Origin of the sequence: Pseudanabaena sp. Chao 1811, from assembly GCF_027942295.1 — a bacterium.
Lineage (GTDB): Bacteria > Cyanobacteriota > Cyanobacteriia > Pseudanabaenales > Pseudanabaenaceae > Pseudanabaena.
Genome location: NZ_CP101416.1, coordinates 1,168,696 through 1,187,081, shown reverse-complemented (window position 1 = coordinate 1,187,081; position 18,386 = coordinate 1,168,696). Strand labels below are relative to the sequence as shown.

The window sequence follows — 18,386 nt, the reverse complement described above, 5'->3', positions numbered from 1 at the left end:
ACAGTCCATTGAGGGATTAAGTAGTACAGTAACAACACTTAGTAAACCAATTTTTGAAGAAATCTTTTTCTAACAAGTAAGGGAAAACGTTGATTAAATGCTGAAGTAGTTTTTGAGAATGAGGTCTAAGCAATCTAATAAAATATTTGAGAACCGACCACATCATCTCAATTGGATTAAAATCAGGAGAATAGGTGGGTAAGTACAAAATCTTAGCACCTGTCGCTGTAATTGCTTTTGCGACCCCCTCAACTTTATGGCAGTTGAGGTTATCCATGATGATCCTATGCTCAGGACGTAATTTAGGTACTAGGTCATCTTGGACAAAGGTGAGAAAATCTGCTCCTTTCATAGAACCCTGAATCGTTTTCAGGCAAACAATCCCATCAACTGAAATAGCGCCAATTATTGTGTATTTCTGACCTTTGTAAAAGGGACGAAGACTGAATACTCTTTTGCCACATTCACTTCTTGCCACAGAGCGTTCCATCCCCTGCCATACTCCCGTTTCATCAATACAAATCAGATCTTCAGCTTTCACTTCATTCAATGCTTCCCAAAATTCACATCTTTGCTGTTGTACTGCCTCACTTTTTACCTTTTCATGGCGATAGGTCTTTTTTTTAGAGTGATGTTATGCCTCTGGAAAAATCGGCACATGCTGCCTGTGGTCACTGATACTCCTGTTTGTTCTGCTACTTCTTCACAGTACTGCCATAGTGTCCAATCTGGATGCTCTGAGACAATTTCGAGGATTTTCTCCTGATGCGCTTCGAGGGGACTTTTGATTGGACTACCTAATGGTTTGTGGTTTAGTTCTCCTGTCTCTCGGTATTGATTCAGTAGTTTTTGCACTGTTTTCGTCGCGACTTGAAATTGCTTCGCTACTTCCCGAATCGATGTATTTCCTGCTTCGTAGTTTGCTACGATCTTTTCTCTGAGATCTAGTGAGTAAGGTGCCATTTTTTACTCTCTTTTGGGTTTTGCTATCCTAGCTTATCTTGTACTACTCTTTCCCTCAATAGGCTGTAACAACAATTCTTGTTGCCCAAGTTAAGCATTCTAATGTTCTACTAATATTGGGGGCTTCATTATAAGTAAGAATTAGTGGAGTAATTTTCTCAATCATTTTGATGAATATCCAATAAAGTGGCAGCAACTAGCATAGACTTCCATAAATAAGGAACTCTGCCAGCAAATTCAAATTGAAGGTTAACTGAGAACTTGCACCATTCTGGAAAGGGGTTGCAAAGAGAGTAAAGATGTGAAAAAAAGGGCGTAGTAGTAAATTAAATAACGATTATGGAAAGCATCGTTAAGCACGCCCAAGGTTTAGTGTATAGCCTAATTTGTCTGATGCCAAGTGTGTATCAAAAAGCAAGTCTGAATGCAATATTAGGGCTATTTCTGGAAGCGCAAGGGCATCCCTATCCAGAACATACACAGGTAAAATCAGCGAGTGCATTAAGCCGATTTCTCAATCACTATAACTGGTCAACAAGAGGACTAATTCGAGCAACAAGGCTGTCAATTTTGGGGCAAATCGCCAAGCATCGCCCATCGAAGAGAGTGCCATTAAAGATACTGATAGACCTGACCACCTTAGAAAAAAGCGGCAAGTTTTTACATTTGAGCAATCCCACCCCAAACGAACCAGACCCATGGGTGAGAATCCTCAACGGAAAGCGAGGACTACATCTGGTTGTACTGTATCTGGTCTATGGAGAGTGGCGCGTACCATGGAGTTTTAGAGTATGGCGCGGCAAAGGATACTCCAGTCCCTCTGACTTAGCTTGTAAGTTATTGGGGACAGTACCCAAGCAACTAACCCAAGGCAAGACTGTGATTGTCCTTGCTGATACTGAGTTTAGTACGGTGAAGTTTTTCAATGCTGTCCGCGCCAAGTCTTGGCGCATCGTTGTCGGTGTCCGCAACAATCGTAAACTTCAAGATGGACGTACCGTCAAACAACTTTATCCCCATGGCAAACGTGGACAACTAATTTTACTGGAAGGGCTAAGTACGCCTTTGACGATCTCTTGGTTCTGGCTCAAAAGAGCCGATAGTAAACGGGAGTTACGCTTTGTGGTCTCTTCTCATCCTTATTCTGGCGCTTATCTGGTGATGTTAGGTCGTAAGCGTTGGGCGATTGAGGGATTCTTCAAAACCATCAAACATCGCTTTGGTTTGCATTGTTTTGGGCAATCTACAAAACTTGGCGTTTATCGTTGGCTTATCCTCTCTCTGCTTTCTTATCTTTTGGCTCATTGGATTGATCAATGGTCGTTTCCTCCCATCTTGGACTGGAAAGCTACCTGTGATTTAACCCTTTCTGTTTTATTCCCTTCTGTCCTTTGGTTGAAACTTCTCAGGTATCTTCAAATTAGTGCCGATATTGCTGCTCGTCATGGCTTTGAAATTATTCTCAAACCCATTCCCACTTGACTCTTTCACGAATGCTGCAAGATCTCAGTTATAAAACTTTTCTTCTATGAGTAACTTAGTTAAAGTATTTACGGAAAAGAATTTGATATGACCACCATCCCATAGCACAGTAAAGTGACTATCCATTTTGCCTGTTACGGCAAGAGCGAGATTTTTGAGGTAGCCATGATATGGAGTGGTGATAATTAAGGAACCATTTGGCTTTAGACAATTCTTTGCCGATTTAATTAACTCTCTTGGATATATCAAATGTTCAATTACTTCAGCAGAGATGACAATATCAAACTCTCCTCCTAGATCGGAGTAGGGCAGGTTGTACACACTAGCGTTAATAAATTTACATTCTGGGAAGTTGTTACTGGCATTAGTCACTCCTGTCAGAGAATCTTCAATACCGATAACTTCATAACCTTCCTTCCTAATTAGATTGCTTAAGCTGCCATTACCACAACCAATATCTAAAACTCGTAGTTTTTCGGTTCTTTTTTGTTTAGTCTTATTCAATAATTTGAGCAATGAAGGTAATAGATAATGATGATGATGTCCAGATTCTGCATTTGTATAAGAGTATTCATAATTTAAATTTGTGTTGAGCATAATTTGCACTATTTACTGGTTAGATTCTTATAAAATTGGTTATATTCATAGCTTGGCATACTTGTTATATATGTTCATCAAACTATCAGCTATTTTAGCCCAACTATAATGTTCAGCAATATATTGCTGGGCGCGATCGCCTTTTTGCTTTGCAACTTGAGTAGAGGCAAGAAATCTTTGAATTGTAGAAGTAATTGCCTCAATATCAAGCTTAGTAATATAGCCAAGATCTTGTTCTTTGACCATAGGTGCGATCGCCACACCATCGGTAACTAAGACAGGTGTTCCTGATGCGAGGGCTTCAATTGCCGCGATCCCAAAGTTTTCGGAATGGGAAGTGAGGGCAAATAGATCTGATCCTTGCAGGTATAAATTTTTGTTTTCACCTTGGACAAAACCTCCCCAGTAAGTGCGATCGCTGATTTGATACTCTGCTAATAAATCTTGGATGTGATTTACATAATCTGGCTCACCACTCCCTGCGATCGCCAAAGCAAAATCGGCTGCCTTTAATTTGCCAAGGGCAGGAATGAGATATTCTAATCCTTTTTTCGGATGAATACGGGACATGAACAGAATTATTGGGATATGTTCAGGAATTTGGAGGATTTTATGTAACTGCTCCTGAGCATTAGGAATTATGGTGGGAATATGTACACCGTGAGGCAGTACAAAGTTTGGAATATTTAAACCCAGTTGATGGAATTCCTCTCTTTCCTGCGCGGCTGTAAAATGGAGTGCTTGACTATGTAATAAATTAGAGCGTTCAATGACATTGAGATAGATTTGTTTACGCAGTTGGCTTTGTTGCAATGACCATTCACACAGCTGTCCGAGGGGGCGATTGATGTAGGGAATATTTTTAATACGCGCGATCGCCATAGCAACTGTAGAAGTATAGGAAAAGATGGCATGGACATGAATGATGTCGTATTCGCTGATATGTTGCCATAGCCAAGTTGTCAGCGCGCCTGAATAGGCAAACTCACGCACAGCGTTAATATTGGGCGAAAATCTTGGGAAAAAGCGAATTGGTACATTGCCATATGCTTCTAGCTGATCGGTCAGTTCATGCAAAGGTACATCCAGTAATTCTTTGCCATTGTCGTTAGTCGTGACAATCTCGGCATCAATACCTTGCGATCGCAAAGCTGTGACCATTTCGATGATTGCTTGACTGGGGCCTCCGCGCACTTTTGCCACTGAAGGAATAACATGGAGAACTTTCATATTGAAATTGCCTGCAACCAATTTTGTAAAACTACTAAGCTCCATCGCCTATACCACTGCTTACGCGGTAGAGGGATATAACTTGGTATTGTGATGTCCATAGTACAGTCGTTCCAATCCTGATCAATCCATTGCTCAAACGGGATTGTAAATCCACATTTTTTACGATTAGTAATATAGTCAGGAATTTCTGGAACAGCACTAGTTAATAAATTTTTGCTTCTTTGTAAACGGATGGCAGCAGGAATCTGGCTTACTTCCCGAAATAGCTCGCGATCGACAAAGGGGACACGCAGCTCTAAACCCCATCGCATACTCATGACATCACTATCGCGCAGTAGCTGATTTCGCATATAGCGACTGAGTTCTAGATAGGATACCTCGTCTTGAGCAGTGGGGAATGTTTGATAATGATGATTTTCTATTTTTAAATAATTAAGTAGCTCAGATTGGAGGTGATCGCCAACATCGTGACCTAAGTAGAACTTGACTAATTGATAGGCTTCCCAATCTGAAAAGACTCCACGGACTAAACTATAGGCATTTTTGAGTGAGTTCTCTTTGGTTAGAAATGCCCCTAGTCGCCGATATTTAGGTAAATGGGATAATCTTTCTAGTCCATTACCAACAAGTTTGGCGATCGCTTTTAAAAAAGCTATATTTTTTCTTTGATTTACGATCCTTGGCACTTGCTGAAATGTACCGTAGCCACCAAATAGCTCATCACTTCCCAACCCTGACAATACTACTTTCGTGCCATGTTGATGAGCGATTTTTGACACGCAAAATGTATTAAATCCATCGATAGTGGGCTGATCAAGCGATCGCCAATATTCTGGCAATAGACTTTTGGCAACCTTAGCAGTTAGTAAATATTCTGTGTGTAATGTGCCAAATTCTTGGGCGACTTGTTTAGCAATTGCCCCCTCATTCCATTGTGTCTCATTAAATGCAATGGAGTAAGTGCGTAATTCATTCACTTGAGTTTGTTTAGCGATCGCTACGAGTGCCGTTGAGTCGACACCACCGCTCAAAAATATACCCACAGGGACATCACTAATAAAATGATGTTGGATGCTATCGATTAAAGCCGCTCTTGTTTTAGCGATCGCATCTAATGTAAAGTTTCCCGTCTGCCTTGAGAAATCTTTAGCAAAAGAGGAATTAATTGCGGAGGCATCGAAGTTAATATCCCAATATCTCTTTGACTGAAGTTTCCCTGACTTCCATAGTAAGTAACTACCTGCTGCTAAGCCTTTGACATTCTCAATGATTGTCCAAGGTTCTGATACTGAGCCATTGGTTAAATATGTGTATAGACCGATGGGGCTTAATTGTTTAGGAACTAGTCCTGTAGTAAGAATGGCACGTAATTCTGAAGCAAATATCAAAGTTTCTTGGTGATACCAGTAATAAAGCGGTTTAATACCTAGGGGATCACGGGCTAGAAAACATACTTTGTCGAGATCGTCCCAAATCGCGAAAGCAAACATACCGCGCAAAAAATCTACACATCTTGTACCATGCTTTGCATAGAGCTTGAGAATTACTTCTGTATCTGTGTGAGAAAAGAAAGTTTCTCCCTCACTTTTTAAAAGTTCTCTTAATTCTAAAAAATTATAAATTTCACCATTGAAGGTAATCCAATATCTTTGATTGGCAATGTACATCGGTTGATGTCCATTTTGGCTAAGATCGAGAATGGCAAGACGGTTATGCACGAATCCAATATCTCGATTTGCTGATAAATATATACCGCGATCATCGGAGCCTCGATGTTCAAGAGCCGTTTGCATTACTTGTGCATATTGCTCTATTGAATCTTGCAATGATGTGGTCAAAATACCTGCTATTCCACACATGATCTGCTCCATTTATGGGAAATTAGACAGATATCTTTCCTATCTCTCGGCTTTCTAGATTTTGATATGACTAAAAAAACATCTTTCATGTTAAAGATATTAAGTAAGGAAATCTAATAAATAACTAAATATAGTCTGCTGAAAATGTTCAAATCCAAACTTGGCAATTACTTTTTGGCGTAATATTTGAGGTTGATAAATTGCTTGATTTTTATATTCTCCTGACAGGATTTTAACGATTGTTTCGGCTATCTCTGACAAATTATCAGGATTAATCAGCACTCCAATTTCTCCCTCACATAGAGCGTCAACAGCCCCATCTAGATTACCGCCTAAGGTCGGTTTACCACAGGCGAGAGATTCCAAGTAGACTATCCCAAATCCCTCCCTTTTGCTAGGCATAACAAATAAATCACAGAGATTATAGTAGTCACCTAAATCCGCATCGGGGATAAATCCTGCTAAGGTAACATGCTTTTCTAATTCATTTTGGCGAACGACCTGCTCGAGTCGATCGCGATCGCTACCCTTGCCCACGATGATGTAATGAATATTGGGAATGGTTTGTCGAATAATAGGTAGGGCTTCAAGGATGCGATCGTAACCTTTGTACTGTTCCGATGCGACTAGGCGAGATACTGTGAGAATAATTTTTTGATCGTTACATAAGCCATATTTTTGCAGTAAATTTGGTGGTTTTGGACTGATTTTCCAAGCTTTATCATCAAAGGTATTGTGCAAAATGCCTACCTTATGAGGAGATAGTCCCTGCTCTTGACAGAGGCGATCACGAGTGAAATGACTAACTGCAAGAATCAAGTCCGCCGCCTGTAGCGATTTTTTTAGTAAGGGATTTTGGATATTCCACGCTTCGACTCCGTGGGCGATCGCAATATATTTTATGCCAAGGAGTTTTTTGAGGATGAAGGCGATCGGCGCAAAATTTAGGTGTGTCGTGATAATCAAGTCTGGCTTTTGGGCGATCGCTAAACTAAGTAACTGCCAAGAAAAAAATAGGGTTCTTAAAGGTGTTGGCGCTTTGCCTGAACAATAGACTGGGAGTTGTGACCAATGGTGAGTGTGATTTTGTTTAAATGCTTGCTCAATTATCTCTGTGGAGTCATTTTTGAGGAACACACTTAAATTTGCATCAGGGTATAGAGTTTGTAAAGCTTGTAAGAAGAAACCTGAAAATACTTGAATTCCCCCCTTAGAGCAGAAAAGCTCAGGAATCCAGAGGTGAACATGCTTAGATCTCGTCATTTTCCTACCGTATGAAAGCCATATAAAAAAGGGAGGTGCTTAGCACCTCCCTTTTTATAAACTATGACATCCGACAAAACTGACCTGAATGTAACTTAATTTCCCCCAAATCAGGTATCCATGCTGCCCAGTGACCATCAGGATATTGGCACATCAACAAAGCCTCATCGTAGCAACTAGATGTGGGCGGTTCTAGCAATGTTACCCAAGTGGAAGGCAAGGGCTGTAAACATTGTGGGTAATGAGACTGCTTTCTATTCTTAGTGGCTTGAAACTTATGTGGATGTGTGGTGGTTGTCATAGCGTTATCTCTGCAATCTTGCCAGCATTTTTACTGATGTTTTACTAAATTAAGTATTTAAACAATTTTACTAAACGATTTTTTAATGGGCTATTTTATTAGCTCATCAAATTATGTCATGGAAACAGTATATAGGCAAACTTTAGTAGTAAAAGATACAGAAATATTATTAAAAGTTAAAACTTTGGATTTTGGACTAGTGATTTCTACTCAGTTCTAAGTAAGTAGGCTTGCTGAATTAAAAAACAGAGAAATCCTTAAAAGCGTTGCTTCGCAACGCTTTTAAGGATTTCTCTAAGTAGCTAGGCGCAATTAAATATAAAACCAAAAAGCTGTGGCGCACACTGCGCGTGCGCCACAGCTACTTACAGAAAATCCTTAAACCTATGGCGCATAAACCGCAGGTTTAAGATTTGGGTTTATGAGAGTTTCGGATCGATCGCTTAATACTCACGCTAAATATAGGCTTTCTTTAATGGCAAAATACAGCTAAAATCTTGCCCTAGTTTGTGGATATGGTGGACTGAATGCGCGATCGCCGTCATTGGCAAGATACAACTGATAAACATCGTCCGAATCGTCCGAACGATTGCCAAACAAAACCAAACATTGGACAGAGATTTGGTCATGGAGTTGTGTGGCGGATCTTTGGTCTGATGATGGTAATTGTGGCGATCGCTTGTTGCTTGACCTTGAGTCGATTTGAGCCTGTACAAGCGCAGTCGGTCAATGAACTGAAAAACTACCAAAATTTTGTCGATCAACAGCGTCAAATCATTCAAAAGCAACAAGAGCAGATTAATGCGCTGACAAAACCTGCGGAATCTCGCCTTGCTGCCCTCAGAAAAAATGTACGTGTGACCGAGGCGCAGATCCAAGACAATGAGAAAAAAATCCGTCAGGCGAGAAATCAACTACAAACTCTCAGCACCAAACTCCAAGAACTAGAATATGACTTGAATAAAAAACGCGATGCCACCTCAGCAAGGTTACGTTATTTACAAAGACAACAATTGCAACGCTGGTGGATAACTTTGCTCAGCAGTCGCGATCTGAATCAATTTGCCGATCGCCGTCGGCAGATTGAGCGTATTTATAATAGCGATCGCAAGTTACTTGAGGATTTGACCCAAAGATCTGCACGTGTAGAGAAGCAGCGTACCCAGATCGTTGCGCAAAAGAATGAGATTGAGCTATTAACTCAAAAGCTGAAATATCAAAAATCAAATATTGAAGCAGAAGCGGTTGCTCAACAAAATACGATTGATCGCCTCAAGAGCGATCGCAAAGCTCTTGAGCAGGCTGAGGATCGTCTCGCTGAGGACTCTCGCCGCCTATCTCAAATTATCATGGCAAAAGTCCAGCCCTACTCTGGATTAGTCCTACCCCCCGGTACAGGACAACTGATGTATCCCACGATTGGCGAAGTTACGAGTAATTTTGGTTGGCGGACGCATCCGATTTTGGGGACTCAACGCTTTCACTCAGGCATTGACTTTGGTGCAGACTATGGCAGCTTGATTTATGCCAGCGCTCAAGGTCGAGTGATTTATGCGGATTGGTATGGTGGCTATGGCAATGCGGTGATCATCGATCATGGCAATGGGATGACAACGCTCTATGGACACTGTAGCGAGTTATATGTCAAAGATGGTGATGCTGTGGAAAAAGGACAGCCGATCGCTGCCGTTGGCTCAACAGGTTTTTCTACGGGGCCCCATTTACACTTTGAGTTACGGGCAAATGGTGAACCCATCGATCCCGCCGCCTATTTATAGAGTTAGAGTTTTTATTTTATCTAAGTACCTCGGCGCAATTAAATATAAAACCCCAAAACCTTTGGTATACGCTGCACGTGCGCCACAGGTTTTGATTCTAGTTTTTCATAATGTCCAGCTACTTATGGCAAAATGAAAGCTCTAAACTCGGCACTGATTTATTCAACGCTGTATCACTACTTAGGAAAATTTTTAGGACAAGTTATGGCACAAGTTAAAATCTATGGCAATGCTGATTTTATTCAACAAAATCGTGAAGTTCTATCAACCACGGTTCATTCCTGTGTTGTGGATGCGCTAAATTATCCACCTGAAAAAAAGTTTCAAAGATTCTTTCCCTTACAAGCAGAAGACTTTGAATATCCAAGCGATCGCAGCGAAAAATATATCATTATCGAAATTTTGCTGTTTTCAGGACGTTCTGTAGAAGCGAAAAAATCTCTATACCGCCTATTGTTTGAACGATTAAAAGAGAAGCTAGATATTGCGCCTATAGATATTGAAATTGTTCTGATCGAGATACCGAGACATAATTGGGGATTGCGTGGTGTTGCAGGTGATGAACTAAACCTGAGTTACAAGGTAAATGTGTAAATGAGTAGCGATATTAATTTTCGGTTAGCGCAATTTATTGATGTCGATCCTTTGATGGCGCTAGTAAAGGAATTCTATCAGTTTGATCAAATTACCTTTGATGACAATGTAGTTAAGGCTTTTATGGCTTTGCTCAGCGATGAGAAGTTTGGATTGATTTGGTTAATTTGCGATCGCGATCGCCCGATTGGGTATGTGGCACTAACCTTCTTTTTTAGTATGGAATATCATGGTCGCTGTGGACTGGTTGATGAGTTATATATTCAGGAAGCCTATCGCGGTAAGGGTATTGGCAAGAGGGTATTTATTTTGATTGAAGATTATTTAAGAAGTCAGCATATGCGATCGCTATCTCTAGTTGTCGATCACTGGAATAGTCCTGCCGAAGCCCTCTATACCAAACTAGGCTTTCGCCGAGAACCACGCCATTTGATGGTCAAACATCTTGATTGATGAGAGGGTTTACTTTTTGCTAATCCCTATTCTTTGGTGAGTTGTGACAGGTTGACAAAAAACTTGCGAAATTCTGGACATTTTTGTTGGGCGATCGCAGAGTCGAGTTGCCTGATAAAACGAGCTGTGTGCAGTTATCTAGAATATCGGTTTCTTTTTTTTGCTCTGAGTCTTGAGTAATAAAGACTTGAAATGTCTAAATTATTTATCGCAAAGAATTTAATTTCTTTGTCTTGTTTCTTTCTCTAAATTTATAATTATTTTGTTTAAACAGTTTCTGTTAAGTTCTCTTAAAATATGGCTACTAAGTTTAAGTTCATCTTTTATAGCTTCCGCTTTTATTTCAATAGTATCCCTTAGACATTTTAACCACTCAATCTCATCAAGCAATTTGCAGTTGATTTCATTAATGTTTTTATATCGGCTTTCCAATGTCAAAAAAACAAATTCTTTTGATGGATAATCCATAGCCATTAAAGCATCAATAAAAGAATCTACATTTATATATTGAAGTATTGGGATTGTATAATATAGTTGCTCTGTTGTTTGACTAAAACAAACCATATTATAAAATCTAGCTGGTTCATTTTTCATAATATTGAGTAATTCTTTTGCGACATTAGGTAAATTATTAGTCCTTATAGATGCTTGTATTTCATTGATACAGCCTATTGAGGGAAAGAGTAGTACAAGATAAGCTAGGATAGCAAAACCCAAAAGAGAGTAAAAAATGGCACCTTACTCACTAGATCTCAGAGAAAAGATCGTAGCAAACTACGAAGCAGGAAATACATCGATTCGGGAAGTAGCGAAGCAATTTCAAGTCGCGACGAAAACAGTGCAAAAACTACTGAATCAATACCGAGAGACAGGAGAACTAAACCACAAACCATTAGGTAGTCCAATCAAAAGTCCCCTCGAAGCGCATCAGGAGAAAATCCTCGAAATTGTCTCAGAGCATCCAGATTGGACACTATGGCAGTACTGTGAAGAAGTAGCAGAACAAACAGGAGTATCAGTGACCACAGGCAGCATGTGCCGATTTTTCCAGAGGCATAACATCACTCTAAAAAAAAGACCTATCGCCATGAAAAGGTAAAAAGTGAGGCAGTACAACAGCAAAGATGTGAATTTTGGGAAGCATTGAATGAAGTGAAAGCTGAAGATCTGATTTGTATTGATGAAACGGGAGTATGGCAGGGGATGGAACGCTCTGTGGCAAGAAGTGAATGTGGCAAAAGAGTATTCAGTCTTCGTCCCTTTTACAAAGGTCAGAAATACACAATAATTGGCGCTATTTCAGTTGATGGGATTGTTTGCCTGAAAACGATTCAGGGTTCTATGAAAGGAGCAGATTTTCTCACCTTTGTCCAAGATGACCTAGTACCTAAATTACGTCCTGAGCATAGGATCATCATGGATAACCTCAACTGCCATAAAGTTGAGGGGGTCGCAAAAGCAATTACAGCGACAGGTGCTAAGATTTTGTACTTACCCACCTATTCTCCTGATTTTAATCCAATTGAGATGATGTGGTCGGTTCTCAAATATTTTATTAGATTGCTTAGACCTCATTCTCAAAAACTACTTCAGCATTTAATCAACGTTTTCCCTTACTTGTTAGAAAAAGATTTCTTCAAAAATTGGTTTACTAAGTGTTGTTACTGTACTACTTAATCCCTCAATGGACTGTATAAGAACTTAACTCTTTAAATTCCCTAAAATCAAATCCATAAAACAGAAGATTATCATAATTGTCAGCAAATCTATCATCAATAATTGAGTATGGTAGAGCGGAAATTTTATTGCAACTATTTAAATGATTAATATAAGTTTTTGCATCTGACAAAATATCTGACTTGTTTTTACAGTAAAGCCCTTTTTCTGAAAGCGTCAAAAAAATGCCGAACACATGTTTAATTTCACCAATATCAAGAAATTTTTTCTCTTTATATTCTAATTCAACCTTTTTAAGTAAATCCTCAAAATCAATATCAGAAAGCCTTGTAAAATAATACAATCTACGCCAGTTAGGAGTATCCTTGTCTTGTGGAAAGTATTTACTTGATATTGATGTATTTAGTTCATCTGAATCGATTGATCCTTGATCGAAAAACTTTTCCCACCATGACTCACTAGGAAACACCTTGTCTAATTCAAAACTATTATATAAATTATAGTTTTTTTGAATAGTGTTTTTTAATTCTTCATTATCAAGTTTAGCTTCTATCTTATCAGATTTACTAGAATCTATCGACTTCCCTAATGTTTCTTTTAGTGAAAGTCTTGCACGGTGAGATCTGTATTCACGTATTAGCTTAATAACATCATTAGAATGAATTACCCCACGTTTAATCTCAATAGAGAAAACTGTAAGAAATGTCAATATATCATTTAAGATGTCTATTCTATTTTTTGCTTTGTTAGGTAATTCCTCAAAAATCCTTTTGAAATCTAAGATTATTTTCTTTAAAGTTCTTAGATTGTTATAACCTAATTTGGCATATATATTTTTTAAATGCTCAATATCTTGAAATAATATTTTTTCAATTTGATTGTTTTGAGTTTCAGATAAAAATCTGTGAAATGTTCCTTCAAAATCAATCAGGATGTCAAATGTTTGTCCTATTAATTTCTCTTTCATTATCTTATAGTCAGTATATTTAGACTGTAAATCTGATTCATTAGCTATAATAATTACTTTTAAATTATGATGTTCTACAAATTGATTAATGTATCCAAATATATCTCTTAACTCTATCTTGCAGCGTTCCAAATCATCAAAAATAAGAATTCTTTCATCAACATTCTTTAAGTAGTTAGGAATCTCTGGAATCTTTACATCCAAAGATATATGATCTTTGCGATCATGATCCAAATCAAACTTTATTGATGCTTTTAAAAGCCCTTTAACAATTTTTCCTGTTATTTCCATTCCTTGAGACGATAGAACAGGATGTAATTGCTGAAAGAATGCGTATTCAATATCTGAAAATTTCGTCATCCCAAAAAGACTTACATACAGGTACTTATACGATTGCCTCTTTTTGAGCTTTTCACAGTACTGTTCAATAAACCAAGTCTTTCCTGCACCCCATTGACCTTTTATCATTACAGCAAATCGAGGTGCAGATAGCCCACAGTAGTAATCTAGGTACTCTTCTATATGGCTATTGACTAACTTTATCTCTTGACTCATTTTTTGATTGCTTTCTAAGTTTGCTTAACCTTGTCTTTATTAATTTACAACAAATTCTTGCAATTATCATAATTCTCTGTGATTTAATTTTTCAATAAATTTGAGGATTTGAAGAGGAGGATATAGTTCATTAGTACGATCGCCTTCATTTTACGGTGCTATACTCAAATCACAGTTAATCTTCAAACTGCTATCGAACCTATGACCAAAGTAATTATTGAAGACATCGATCCTATCGTGGTCGAAAAGATAAAGCAGCAAGCAGTACTTCGTGGGCGATCTGAGTAGAGCTAAAATACATACTTGAATCCACAACTTTACCCTCCTCCCCAATATTAATTGAGATGATGATAATGATAGTCGAAACACCCTTTACAAAAATTTTAGACGCAGCAGATCAACTTCTACTTGAAGATCAAGAAGACTTGATTCATATTTTACAAAATCGCCTACGCGATCGCCGTAGAGCCGAATTACTTAAAGATGTTCAAGAAGCTCAACAAGAATTTGCTCTAGGTCAATGTAAGCCCGTTACCCCTGAGCAACTGATGGAGGAACTTCTTGCGTGAAGTTTGTATTATTACGTTCTAACGCTTTTGTTAGATCTGCTCGGAAGCTCCTAAAAAAGCATCCAGAAACAGCTTCAAGTATTCAAGGCACTCTTGAACTATTATCTCTTGATCCATTTCATCCTCGATTAAGAACGCATAAGCTAAAAGGAGAACTTCAAGACTCTTGGGCTTGTAGTGGTGGCTATGATTTGAGAATTATTTTTAAATTTGTAGAACATGAAGAATCACAGGCAATTCTTTTGGAATCAATTGGGACTCATGACGAAGTGTACTAACTGATTTTAACTTCATACCATTCTTTCATTAGTATAATAAGAGTCAGCGTCAATGATTAAAGTAAATTAACCATGACCCTCGCCACAAAAAATATTCCCTCAATAACGCTCGATCGCTTTCTGTCTCAGCCAGAAACGAAGCCTGCTAGTGAGTATATTGACGGTTCGATTTATCAGAAGCCAGTGCCCCAAGGTCAACATTCCCGACTTCAGCTTAAATTTTGTAATACCGTTAATGCAGTAACCGAAGACAAACAAATAGCTTTAGCTTTACCAGAACTACGTTGTACCTTTGGAAATCGCTCAATTGTGCCAGATGTGGCAGTATTTCAATGGCAGAGATTACCTGTTAATGCGGAAGGAGAAATTGAGAATGTATTTTCTATCTATCCAGATTGGGTAATTGAGATTCTATCGCCAGAACAATCACCGATGCGAGTGATCGGTAATATTTTGCACTGTCTCAAACATGGTACAGAGATGGGATGGTTACTATTTCCCAAAGAGCGATCGCTGTTAATATTTCAACGCGATCGCCAACCAATCGAAATCAATAGTGAAATAAATTCTGCTCAAAAATTACTTGTACCTAGTTTTTTGGAAACAGAACTAAGTTTAACTGTAGATCAAGTATTTGGATGGTTAAAAGTGGGAAAGTAGAAGGAATTATCCATTAGTTTAACTTGCCAAGAGATTTTAGGATTTGGAGAACAGATATAGAGTTTATTTTGTGATCGCCTTCATTTTGCGATGCTATACTCAAATCACAGTTAATCTTCAAACTGCTGCCAAACCTATGACCCAAGTAATTATTGAAGACATAGATCCTATCGTGGTCGAAAAGATAAAGCAGCAAGCAGTCCTTCGTGGGCGATCGCTTCAAGCTGAACTAAAATACATACTTGAATCCGCAGTTTCAAGCCCATCTCAATCTGCTGTGAACTTAGCTCTTGTTCCTTTAGAAGATTTACAGCAATCAGGTCAAAAAGCCTTAAGCGAATCTGGTTATCACTCCAGAGAGGAAATTATCAAGCTAGTACAAGAAGTCAAAAAAGAGATAGCGGACGAGAGAGCCGTTTTCAAAATCAAATGAAAGATATTCCCAAACGTATATTTTTCGATACCAATGTATACATTATCGGAGTTGCAGATCCAGAGAGTGCGGAGAGAGAGATTTTAATTTGGGCTGGCTTTAATGGGAACAATTCAAATACTGTAGAAGTAGTCATTTCTGAGGAATTACTAGATCAGATTTTACGAGTTTCTAAACGTCTAAAGAACAAAGATTGGGGCAGCCAAATTGTAGCTCGTATGTGGCAAAACTTTAATATTTATAATGTCTATCTTGAAAACGATGAATTAGCAAATATGGAAGCTTTAGGAGTTATTCCCCGTGAAGATATTGGTGTGTATTTGACAGCAAGCAAAGGAAAGTCCCAATGTTTTATTTCGTCAAATCATAAGTTGATTAAAAGCTTAGTCAAAGAGACTGAAGAGTTTGAATGTCTTACTCCACAAGAGTTTATAAAAAATTACTTGCGGAATTGAATTTTTTAGTTTAACTTTTCAAGAGATTTTAGAATTTGGAGAACTGGATAGAGTTCATTGTGCGAAGTGATCGCTAATATTTCAAAGCTCTAATTTTTCTGTAATCTAAAAATCAAAGTAGATGAAGGGGAGCTTCTTGTCGGGGCTGAGGATACTGACGAGAAAGAGGCTGATGGGGACGAGGAATAACTTCACCTGCCAATTTAACTGCCACTTGGCGCGATCGCATTGATAGGCAACCAGTGAACACAGTAATAAACTACTCATAATCAAAGCAATTTGTCCTGCCGTGATACCAAGGGACTCCACGTAGATTTTTACGCCAAACTGAGGATCGCTTTGATAGCCCCATAGTCTTTGTAAAAGCATATTGGTATCAGTCAAATTGGGTAATCGGAACGGAATCCAACCAACAAAGACGACTAATTGCGTCATCACAATTGCTAAAAGCTTCATCGGTAAAGGCTTCCAGATTTTATTTAGCCCCTCAAATATCGAACAAAGCTCCATCCACAGACGATGCCCCACTAGGGCAGCCCCATGCCAAATGCCCCAAATAATAAAGCCCCAGTTTGCACCATGCCAGATTCCGACTACAAGCATGATAATCATCAGGTTCAGGCAAGTTCGCCATATACCACCACGAGAGCCACCGAGGGGAATATAGAGATAATTTCGCATCCATGCGCCAAGGGTCATATGCCAACGTCGCCAAAAATCGGAAATACTGGTAGAGAAATAAGGGAAATCAAAATTTTGGGGCAGCTTAAAGCCTAATAACAATGCGCTACCCCTTGCCATATCGATATATCCACTAAAGTCACAATAAATCTGGATGCCATAGCCAATCAGGGCAAGCCAAAGATCGATACTGCCTGCCCGTTCTGTATTCCGAAAACAGAGATCGACGTATCTCGCCATATTGTCGGCAATGATCCCTTTTTTGACTGCCCCACAGGCAAATAGCCAGACACCCTCAGCAATGTCTGACACAATAGGACGCGATCGCGTTAATAGTTGAGGTGCGAATTCTTGATAACGGGTAATGGGGCCTGATAGCAGTTTGGCAAAAAATAGCTTGTAAGCGGCAAAGCTCAGAAAATCCCGCGCAGGCGAGTTACCGCGATAGGTATCGATTAAATAAGCGATTAATTCAAAGACGAAAAAGCTTAAGGTAATCGGTGGCACGATATTTGCTTTCGCCCAGATCGCCAGTGAACTCCCCACAGGTAAACCCGTAATATTACCGATCGCCGTCGCTACGAAAGGAATATATTTGAAGCCAAACAGCAGTAGCACATTAAAAAACACCCCCACAAACAGCAACCACTGCTTTAGAAATTGGTCTCCTTTGCGAATTTCCCCTCCTAACCAAAAGTTGATTGTCAGCATCACTAGCAATAGCCAAACATACTGCACCTGAATAAATGAGTAAAATATCAAGCTTGCTGTCAAAATAACTAACAAACGCGCCTGTATGCTTGGTAAGAGCCAATAAACAATCGTGGTAATAATTAGGAATTGAGCATAGTCAAGGGATAAAAAATCCATTTTGATGCTCGTCAACCATTGAAAAAAATGGAAGGACTGAAAATCCATTGCTTAGGAAACTACTTCAGGTTCAGGCATGATAAGTAGCGTCGATGGATCGTCAAGGAGGTCGTCATCAAGATGCTTAATGGGAACCCAGCTTGGTAATGTCGAGCTAGCTTCTTCTACCTGTAATTGGACACAGGGAATTGTATCCGAAAGTATGGAGCTTGCCATCATCCCTGTGTGAATCTCAACGTGGGCGGAGGCGATCGCTTCAAAAATTAAGTTTTGTCCCGGAAAGACAACGCGCTCAAAGTACCATTGGGGTACATCAGTGATTCGGGCGATTTGGATCTTGCTCGTAGCATTGACATAGGAGCAAACGATCTTCTCATCGTGTAAATCAGCAGGTAACGGATCAAATAAAGACATAATATTTTGTATTTTGTTTATATAGTTTGTAAATCTTAAAAAAACAAGACTTTTGTAATTTTTATGATCACAATTTAATCATGGTTATAAAAATATCTCCACTTAAGCCAGTACCACCTGCCGATATGTTTAGAGTTTACAAGAATAATGATCTCGCAATTTTTAAGATGAACATAAAGCTAACATTCAAGACCCACTAGCGATTGTAAACACTACTACCAACTCCTAAGATATGTAACTGTGAATTTGATCCCCATCGTCTTGATCCCGAATGTCAATTGTGAAAATTTGACTATAAACCTTC

Annotated in this window: 20 protein-coding genes and 3 pseudogenes; 11 read left to right on the top strand and 12 right to left on the bottom strand. The window is 39.0% G+C overall.

Annotated elements, in window-relative coordinates; all coding sequences use genetic code 11:
- Positions 1-16: 16 nt before the first annotated feature.
- The 3 genes and pseudogenes from NMG48_RS05545 to NMG48_RS21635 form a co-directional block, all read right to left on the bottom strand.
- Positions 17-565, bottom strand: a pseudogene (locus tag NMG48_RS05545) (transposase); the annotation flags it as partial.
- 29 nt (positions 566-594) lie between these two features.
- A complete protein-coding gene (locus tag NMG48_RS05540) occupies positions 595-963 on the bottom strand; it encodes a helix-turn-helix domain-containing protein (protein ID WP_271251623.1) in 369 nt (122 codons plus the stop codon).
- Positions 964-1,030: 67 nt separating this feature from the next.
- A pseudogene (locus tag NMG48_RS21635) lies at positions 1,031-1,129 on the bottom strand (glycosyltransferase family 2 protein); the annotation flags it as partial.
- A gap of 173 nt (positions 1,130-1,302) precedes the next feature.
- Here NMG48_RS21635 and NMG48_RS05535 point away from each other — a divergent pair.
- Entirely contained in the window at positions 1,303-2,445 is a 1,143-nt protein-coding gene (locus NMG48_RS05535; RefSeq protein WP_271252192.1) for a transposase, read from the top strand.
- 24 nt (positions 2,446-2,469) lie between these two features.
- On the opposite strand, the gene NMG48_RS05530 is transcribed toward NMG48_RS05535, so the two are convergent.
- The 5 genes from NMG48_RS05530 to NMG48_RS05510 all read right to left on the bottom strand — a co-directional run bounded on the left by NMG48_RS05530 (position 2,470) and on the right by NMG48_RS05510 (position 7,698).
- On the bottom strand, positions 2,470-3,042 hold the full coding sequence (locus NMG48_RS05530) for a class I SAM-dependent methyltransferase (protein WP_271254330.1): 573 nt from the start codon (positions 3,040-3,042) through the stop codon (positions 2,470-2,472).
- A gap of 45 nt (positions 3,043-3,087) precedes the next feature.
- The gene (locus NMG48_RS05525; protein WP_271254329.1) at positions 3,088-4,272 is read right to left on the bottom strand and encodes a glycosyltransferase; all 1,185 of its coding nucleotides are present in this window, start codon (positions 4,270-4,272) and stop codon (positions 3,088-3,090) included.
- Entirely contained in the window at positions 4,269-6,134 is a 1,866-nt protein-coding gene (asnB, locus tag NMG48_RS05520) for an asparagine synthase (glutamine-hydrolyzing) (protein ID WP_441339185.1), read from the bottom strand. Before asnB ends, NMG48_RS05525 begins: the two co-directional genes overlap by 4 nt.
- A gap of 99 nt (positions 6,135-6,233) precedes the next feature.
- A complete protein-coding gene (locus NMG48_RS05515) occupies positions 6,234-7,397 on the bottom strand; it encodes a glycosyltransferase family 4 protein (RefSeq protein ID WP_271254327.1) in 1,164 nt (387 codons plus the stop codon).
- A gap of 61 nt (positions 7,398-7,458) precedes the next feature.
- Positions 7,459-7,698, bottom strand: coding sequence for a hypothetical protein (locus NMG48_RS05510; protein WP_126388827.1), 240 nt, complete (start codon positions 7,696-7,698; stop codon positions 7,459-7,461).
- Between the two features lie 527 nt (positions 7,699-8,225).
- On the opposite strand from NMG48_RS05510, the gene NMG48_RS05505 reads away from it, so the two are divergent.
- The 3 genes from NMG48_RS05505 to NMG48_RS05495 all read left to right on the top strand — a co-directional run bounded on the left by NMG48_RS05505 (position 8,226) and on the right by NMG48_RS05495 (position 10,523).
- On the top strand, positions 8,226-9,476 hold the full coding sequence (locus NMG48_RS05505) for a murein hydrolase activator EnvC family protein (RefSeq protein ID WP_271254326.1): 1,251 nt from the start codon (positions 8,226-8,228) through the stop codon (positions 9,474-9,476).
- A 204-nt stretch (positions 9,477-9,680) separates the two neighbouring features.
- Complete coding sequence (locus tag NMG48_RS05500) at positions 9,681-10,070, top strand: tautomerase family protein (RefSeq protein ID WP_271254325.1); 390 nt, start codon at positions 9,681-9,683, stop codon at positions 10,068-10,070.
- Positions 10,071-10,523 carry a GNAT family N-acetyltransferase gene (locus tag NMG48_RS05495; RefSeq protein ID WP_271254324.1) on the top strand — a complete coding sequence of 151 codons (453 nt, stop codon included), beginning with the start codon at positions 10,071-10,073 and terminating at the stop codon, positions 10,521-10,523.
- A 219-nt stretch (positions 10,524-10,742) separates the two neighbouring features.
- Here the strand turns inward: NMG48_RS05495 and NMG48_RS05490 are convergent, their stop codons facing one another.
- Positions 10,743-11,117 (bottom strand): hypothetical protein, encoded by a 375-nt coding sequence (locus NMG48_RS05490; protein ID WP_271254323.1) that lies wholly within the window; start codon positions 11,115-11,117, stop codon positions 10,743-10,745.
- Between the two features lie 136 nt (positions 11,118-11,253).
- On the opposite strand from NMG48_RS05490, the gene NMG48_RS05485 reads away from it, so the two are divergent.
- Positions 11,254-11,622 (top strand): helix-turn-helix domain-containing protein, encoded by a 369-nt coding sequence (locus tag NMG48_RS05485; protein ID WP_271251623.1) that lies wholly within the window; start codon positions 11,254-11,256, stop codon positions 11,620-11,622.
- Positions 11,623-11,651: 29 nt separating this feature from the next.
- A pseudogene (locus tag NMG48_RS05480) lies at positions 11,652-12,200 on the top strand (transposase); the annotation flags it as partial.
- 4 nt (positions 12,201-12,204) lie between these two features.
- Here NMG48_RS05480 and NMG48_RS05475 read toward each other — a convergent pair.
- Positions 12,205-13,722, bottom strand: coding sequence for a P-loop NTPase fold protein (locus NMG48_RS05475; protein WP_271254322.1), 1,518 nt, complete (start codon positions 13,720-13,722; stop codon positions 12,205-12,207).
- Positions 13,723-14,075: 353 nt separating this feature from the next.
- On the opposite strand from NMG48_RS05475, the gene NMG48_RS05470 reads away from it, so the two are divergent.
- From NMG48_RS05470 to NMG48_RS05450, 5 genes are all read left to right on the top strand, one after another.
- The gene (locus NMG48_RS05470) at positions 14,076-14,291 is read left to right on the top strand and encodes a hypothetical protein (protein ID WP_126389675.1); all 216 of its coding nucleotides are present in this window, start codon (positions 14,076-14,078) and stop codon (positions 14,289-14,291) included.
- Entirely contained in the window at positions 14,288-14,569 is a 282-nt protein-coding gene (locus tag NMG48_RS05465; RefSeq protein WP_126389679.1) for a type II toxin-antitoxin system RelE/ParE family toxin, read from the top strand. The genes NMG48_RS05470 and NMG48_RS05465 overlap by 4 nt, the downstream gene beginning before the upstream one ends.
- Before the next feature lie 72 nt (positions 14,570-14,641).
- On the top strand, positions 14,642-15,229 hold the full coding sequence (locus NMG48_RS05460) for a Uma2 family endonuclease (RefSeq protein WP_271254321.1): 588 nt from the start codon (positions 14,642-14,644) through the stop codon (positions 15,227-15,229).
- A gap of 136 nt (positions 15,230-15,365) precedes the next feature.
- The gene (locus NMG48_RS05455; protein ID WP_271254320.1) at positions 15,366-15,662 is read left to right on the top strand and encodes a FitA-like ribbon-helix-helix domain-containing protein; all 297 of its coding nucleotides are present in this window, start codon (positions 15,366-15,368) and stop codon (positions 15,660-15,662) included.
- The gene (locus tag NMG48_RS05450; protein ID WP_271254319.1) at positions 15,659-16,117 is read left to right on the top strand and encodes a hypothetical protein; all 459 of its coding nucleotides are present in this window, start codon (positions 15,659-15,661) and stop codon (positions 16,115-16,117) included. Before NMG48_RS05455 ends, NMG48_RS05450 begins: the two co-directional genes overlap by 4 nt.
- A 105-nt stretch (positions 16,118-16,222) precedes the next feature.
- Here NMG48_RS05450 and NMG48_RS05445 read toward each other — a convergent pair whose 3' ends face one another.
- Together NMG48_RS05445 and NMG48_RS05440 are read right to left on the bottom strand one after the other, a co-directional pair.
- Positions 16,223-17,716, bottom strand: coding sequence for an MBOAT family O-acyltransferase (locus tag NMG48_RS05445; RefSeq protein WP_271254318.1), 1,494 nt, complete (start codon positions 17,714-17,716; stop codon positions 16,223-16,225).
- 3 nt (positions 17,717-17,719) lie between these two features.
- The gene (locus tag NMG48_RS05440) at positions 17,720-18,082 is read right to left on the bottom strand and encodes a DUF1830 domain-containing protein (protein ID WP_174235278.1); all 363 of its coding nucleotides are present in this window, start codon (positions 18,080-18,082) and stop codon (positions 17,720-17,722) included.
- Positions 18,083-18,386: the final 304 nt, after the last annotated feature.